This window comes from Mycobacterium timonense (genome assembly GCF_025821985.1).
GTDB classification, from domain to species: domain Bacteria; phylum Actinomycetota; class Actinomycetes; order Mycobacteriales; family Mycobacteriaceae; genus Mycobacterium; species Mycobacterium avium.
Genome location: NZ_JACKSY010000069.1, coordinates 1 through 6,125, shown reverse-complemented (window position 1 = coordinate 6,125; position 6,125 = coordinate 1). Strand labels below are relative to the sequence as shown.

Annotated in this window: 2 protein-coding genes and 1 pseudogene; all 3 read left to right on the top strand. The window is 61.8% G+C overall.

The window, feature by feature from the left end:
- Positions 1–97: 97 nt before the first annotated feature.
- Positions 98–905, top strand: a pseudogene (locus H7I87_RS18510) (DUF8807 domain-containing protein); the annotation flags it as partial.
- On the top strand, positions 895–2,577 hold the full coding sequence (locus H7I87_RS18505; protein ID WP_264002812.1) for a DUF262 domain-containing protein: 1,683 nt from the start codon (positions 895–897) through the stop codon (positions 2,575–2,577). The pseudogene H7I87_RS18510 and the gene H7I87_RS18505, both read left to right, overlap by 11 nt.
- A gap of 1 nt (position 2,578) precedes the next feature.
- Positions 2,579–5,923 (top strand): DUF499 family protein, encoded by a 3,345-nt coding sequence (locus tag H7I87_RS18500; protein WP_033727446.1) that lies wholly within the window; start codon positions 2,579–2,581, stop codon positions 5,921–5,923.
- Positions 5,924–6,125 lie beyond the last annotated feature (202 nt).

Genomic DNA, 6,125 nt, shown 5'->3' with positions numbered 1-6,125 from the left:
TCTGCCTGGCGCGACGCCGTACCAACGTCCTTTACGCCCTCATCCGTGACAACCGCACCTGGCAACCCGAATCACCCCCGATCACCAAGTCGGCGGCTTGACATCTTCATTGAGAGTCCTTTCGCTGCGCCCACGATCTCTGGTGGCGCCAACCATCGATAGACGCGGATTCATCAGTGCGCTTGTAGGCGAACTCCCGAACGCACTGCGCAAGCTCCAACAAGGCAAGGTCGCGCCGGTGGATCTTCCGCAGGCGGCGATCGGACCAGGCATGGCTGTCTTTAGCCGACATTCGGCAGTGCTGGAGCCAGACGGCACCAAGATGACGGTTCGGTCGGCGCTTGGGCGCATAAACGAGATCTTGGACCAGGTACTTAACGAGCAGGAGGGTGACTTTGATGCGCCCTCACGTTTTGCCATCGCCTGGTATCGCCAGCATGGTTATGGGACAGGAAAGTTTGGTGATGCCGACAATCTCGCTCGTGCCAGGAACACGAGCGTGAACACCATGGACCGAGACGGGATCCTGACAGTCGCGCGCGGGGAACGTTGCGTTGATCAGACCAACAGACCTCGCCGCGGAGTACGACGTCCTCACCGATCAGCACACCAGCAACTGGGAAGCATTGCATCACCTAATCAGAATCCTTGAGCAGGACGGTATTTCAGCGGCTGGCGACTTCCTGCGGTCCGCTTTGAGCCGAGAGGACCGCGCAATCGAGGCCGACCTCTTGAAGGAACTCGCGCATCTACTGTTCCGCATAGCCGAGGGCAACGGGTGGACCAAAGACGCCCTCAGCTTCAACAACTTGGTGACGACTTGGCCGGAAATCAGCGAGGCCGCACGCGCCCAGAACAATGGCGACCTTCAGAGCGAGTTCGAGTTTGAGGACGATGATGATTAAGCCGATCGACGCAGGTGAAGTCCAACTCGGCAAGCTCTTCACCGCCGAGTATGACTTCACCATCCCCGACTACCAGCGGCCTTACGCATGGGGGAAGGACGAAACACTCCAGCTTCTCGATGATCTGCAGGGATCGTTAGACCGAGACACCGACGAGCCTTACTTCCTGGGATCGGTGGTTCTCGTCAAGGAGAAGGGAATACCGGCGTCCGAGGTTATCGACGGGCAACAGCGACTAACCACCCTGACAATACTTTTCGCAGTGCTGCGTGACCTCGCGACCGACCCAGCACTCCAGGCCGACATCCACAAGTTCATCGAGGAGCCAGCGGTGGTCTGGGACAATCGGGCCGCCACCCCTCGCCTGCGACTCAGGGCCCGCGACGCGAAGTTCTTTCGGACACATATCCAGACGACGGGAGCGATCGAGGCTCTAATCGGCCTGAGCGACAACCAAGTCGGCACCGATGCTCAAAAGGCGATCCGGGACAACGCGAAGGCCTTGTACGAAGTGTTGTCAACATGGACAGCCGAAGAACGCAAGAAGCTGTTCGTGATGATGGCGTCGCGCACGTTCCTGGTCGTTGTGAGCACCCCGGACTTGAACAGCGCGTACCGAATCTTCAGTGTCATGAATTCACGTGGACTGCCGCTCACGCCGCCCGACATCTTCAAGTCGCAAGTGATCGGCGCGATCGCGGAGGGTGACCGGGCAACCTACGCCGATCTTTGGGAAGACCTCGAACAGGAGCTGGGCCGCAACGAGTTCGGGGAGTTGTTCCTCTATCTCCGAACGATCGTCTCGAAGGCCCGAGCTGTCCGCGGATTGCTCGTGGAGTTTCCCGAGCAGGTCTTGTCGAACTACCTGCCCTCGGATGGTGCGGGATTCATCGACAACCTTCTTGAGCCGTATGCGTTGGCCGACCAGCGTTTGATCAATCAAGACTTCGACGCTGGCGGCACCTGGGACAGTGTCAACGCTTGGCTCAAACGACTGGTCCAGATCGACAACGCCGACTGGCGCCCGCCAGCGCTGTGGGCGCTGAAAAACCACGGCGACGACCCCGAATTCCTGAATGCGTTTCTAACCAGATTGGAACGCCTCGCAGCGAGTTTGCTGATCAGACGTGTCTATACGACCCCCCGTGTGCTGAGGTACTTGGATCTCCTCAAACAGCTTGACGCGGGCGACGGGTTGGAATCGTTGGCCTTCGGACTCTCGGACGAAGAGAAGAAGGAGACGCGCGAGCGGATCTCCGGAGAGATTTATCTTGTGACCCCTGTGCGTAAATACGTTCTGCTGCGGCTCGATTCGATCATTGCGGCAAATCCGGGCGCCTCGTATGCCCACAAGATCATTACGGTCGAGCATGTGCTCCCCCAGAATCCGCGACCAGACAGCCAATGGGTCAAGGATTTCACCGAGGAAGAGCGTACCTACTGGACGCACCGTATCGGCAACCTCCTCCTGCTCAACCGAACGAAGAACAGCGAGGCCCAGAACTACGACTTCGATGTCAAGAAGGCGAAGTACTTCACCAGCCGCAAAGGTGCCGCAATCTTCGCGCTGACCACGCAGGTTCTCGGGTATCAAGAGTGGACACCAGCAGTCATCGAGCAGCGGCAGGCAGAACTCACAAACAAACTAGAAAGCGAATGGAAGCTGAACTGACATGGCACTCAGCAACCGTGAACGCATCGACCGCATGTTCGTCGCGATGGCACCAGCCCTTGACGACTTCATCGCATCGATTGTCGGTCAAGGCAATCCGTCATTGGGTGCAGAGTGGACCAAACTCGTCCAGGGTAAGGACCTCAAGAACGGCGCCCCCTCGACGAAGACCTACGAGCCGCTCGATCCGCAGGTTCAGTTCCGCATGCTCACCGAGGCCAACATCACCGGCGGCTACCGCAAGGGTTGGTATCCGTTCGACGAGGCGCTGGGCAAGGCAGGCAAGTCGTACGCCATCGAACTGCGCGAGGTCCGCAACACCTGGGCCCATCACGGCAGCACGTTCTCCGATGATGACGCCTACCGTGCACTGGACACCGGGGAACGTCTGCTCAAGCTCATCGGCGCCGCTGCCGTGGCAGACGAAATCCGCAGCATCCGGCTGAACCTGCGGCGGGTCACGGCCGACAAGGACGACAAGAAGGTCCTCAGAGCCGCCGTCGACAACCCGGAATCCGCTGGCCTCAAGCCCTGGCGTGAGGTCCTGCCACCGCACGACGACGTGGCCACCGGCAACTTCGCCGCCTCGGAATTCGCCGCCGATCTGTACAAGGTTGCGTTCGGCGGTGAGCAGGACGCCGACTACGCCGATCCCGTCGAGTTCTTCAAGCGCACTTATTTGACCGAAGGTCTCGTCGACCTGATCGGCCGCGCTGTGCGGCGGCTCTCCGGTGACGACAATGCGCCGCCAGTCATCAACTTGCAGACCAACTTTGGAGGCGGCAAGACCCACTCGATGTTGGCGCTGTGGCACATCGCATGTGGGCTGCCCGTCGGCAACTTTCCGCAGGACACCCAGGACCTGCTGACCACCAGCGGTTACACCGGCACCAAGGTGAACCGGGTGGCGATCGTCGGCAACCACTTCAGCCCCTCTGGCGTCGTCAAAGACGACGGGACCCGGATCAACACGATCTGGGGCGAGCTTGCCTGGCAGCTGGGCGGGCCGGAGGCCTTCGCGTTGGTCGCGCAGGCCGATGCCGACCGCACGCACCCCGGAACGGCTCTGCACGAACTGCTGGCCAAGTACGCGCCGGCGGTCATTCTGATCGACGAGTGGGTAGCGTACGCACGCTCCCTCGTCGGCCGCGACGACCTGGCCGGCGGTACCTTCGACGACCAGTTCACCTTCGCGCAATCGCTGACCGAGGCGGCGAAGGGCACGTCTGGTGTCCTGCTGGTGATCTCCATCCCCGCGTCGTCGACCGGTGATGACGGCGACAAGATCGTGGACGGGAATGCCGAAGAGGTCGGTGGAGCCCACGGCTTGGAGGCGCTGAAACGGCTGCAGAATGTTGTGCGGCGTGTTGCGGATCAGTGGCGCCCGGCGTCATCGGCCGAGGCGTATCAGATTGTGCGACAACGTCTTTTCACGCAGCCCGATGCGACGGCATTGGCGGCGATCGGGGCGACCGCGCGGGCATACGTTGAGATGTACCGCAAGTACAGCGACGATTTCCCGCGAGAGGCCCGCGATACCGCGTACGAGGACCGGATCAAGCGGACTTATCCGATCCATCCGGAGCTCTTCGACCGGCTGTACGAGGAGTGGTCGTCGCTGGAGCGCTTCCAGCGCACGCGTGGCGTGCTGCGACTGATGAGCACGGTCATCCATGCGCTGTGGACGGGCGAGGACGCCAGCCCGCTGATCATGCCCGGCTCGATTCCGTTAGCGACCTCGAATGTGAATTCGGAGCTGACGCAGTATCTTCAGGACTCGTGGAAGGCGATCATCGACGCGGACGTGGATGGTCCCAACTCTGAACCCGCCCGCATCGACACGGCCAAACCGCTGTTTGGTCAGCGGTCACTGACCAAACGCCTTGCTCGAACAGTGTTTTTCGGTGCGGCACCGACCATCGGCTCGGCCCACAAGGGCCTGGAGCGGCAGCGGGTGTTTCTGGGCACCGCCGTCCCGGGGGACGTGCCGGGGAATTTTCACTCGGCGCTGACCCAGCTTGGCGACCGCGCGACCTACTTCTACTCGGGCTCGGGCAAGTATTGGTATGACCTACAGGCCAATATCACTCGCACTGCCAAGGACCAGGCTGAGCGGCTGCACAAGGAAGACGTGTGGGCCGAAATTGTGCGGCGCTTGCAGAGTCAGGCCAAGAGCCGAGGCGACTTCGCCGGCCTGCACGTGTGCCCGGAATCCAACGCCGACATCCCCGATACGGACGAAGCACGCCTGGTCATCCTGCACCCGAAGGTCGCTCACAAGCGGGGATCCGACTCGCCGGCAAAAGAATTCGGCCAACAAGCCACCGAACACCGCGGGACGGCCAACCGGACCAACCGGAACATGCTGGTCTACCTGGCGGCCGACGAGGCGCGTCTCGATGAGCTGGACTCGGCGGTGCGTGACTACCTGGGCTGGACGCACGTCCTGGCCAACGAAGCCGACCTCGACCTGACCCAGAACCAGAAGAACCAGGCAACCCAACGTCAAACCCAGGCCGACGGCACTGTGAATTCCCGCCTGCTGCAGACGTTTACGTGGGCACTGGTACCCACTCAGCCTGATCCGGGCGCCCCCTTCGCGATCCGCGAGACGAAGGTCGAGGGGCAATCTCCTGCGTTGGCTGAGCGGGTGTCTCGCCGGCTGGGCAACGGCGGCGACCTGTCGATCCGCCAGGCCGCGGCGACCATCAAGCTCGCGATCGGCAAGGTGCCCCAGATCTGGAAGGACGGCCACGTCTCCCTCGGGGCGCTGTGGCGGCTGTACAGCCAGTACCCCTATATGCCGCGGCTGCGCGACCGGCGGGTACTTGACGAGGGCATCGTCGACATGCCGCTGATCTGGCAAACGGACGCCTTCGCGCTGGCAACGGGTTTCGATGAGGCGGCTGGCCGCTACATCGGGTTGTGGACACCAGACGACAACGGGGCAGCGCCGGCCGCAACTGACTCCCTGCTTCTGGTGCGCCCCGATGTCGCCGTCAAGCAACGCGAAACCGAGGTCCGTCCCCCACCGGTGACCACCGCCGGTGATACAGGCACATCGGCAGGCGCGGACGCTCCGAAACGACCCATCGACATCGCGTTCCCACCGCCGATGACCCGCTTCTACGGCGTCAAGACCCTCAGCGCTGACAAAGTCGCTCTGGAGTTCAAGAACGTTGTCGAGGAGGTCATCTCCCATCTGCGCGACACTGGCACCCAACTCGTCGTCAAGATCGAAATCGAGGCGACCGATGCGGCCGGCTTCGACGAAAGCAAAATCCGCACCGTGTCCGAGAACGCTCACACGCTGAAGTTCGACCAGTCGGGCTTCGAGGAGACGTGAGCTTCACTACGTGACCGCGGTTGCGGGCAACACCACCACCGAGCCGTCACTGGCGCGGACGATGTCGATCGCAACGTCAGACCTGACTTTTATCACTGTCGGCGATCCGGCGGTTGTGTAGGGCTGTGACCTGTGTCTTCGGTTGTGGCCTGGTGCGGATTTGTGCACTAGCCGGTGGGCCGTAGGGTGCCTGCGTGGCCTA

Coding starts and splice junctions, on each gene's coding strand:
- H7I87_RS18505 (WP_264002812.1), top strand. CDS start 895: ATGATGATTAAGCCGATCGACGCAGGTGAAGTCCAACTCGGCAAGCTC.
- H7I87_RS18500 (WP_033727446.1), top strand. CDS start 2,579: ATGGCACTCAGCAACCGTGAACGCATCGACCGCATGTTCGTCGCGATG.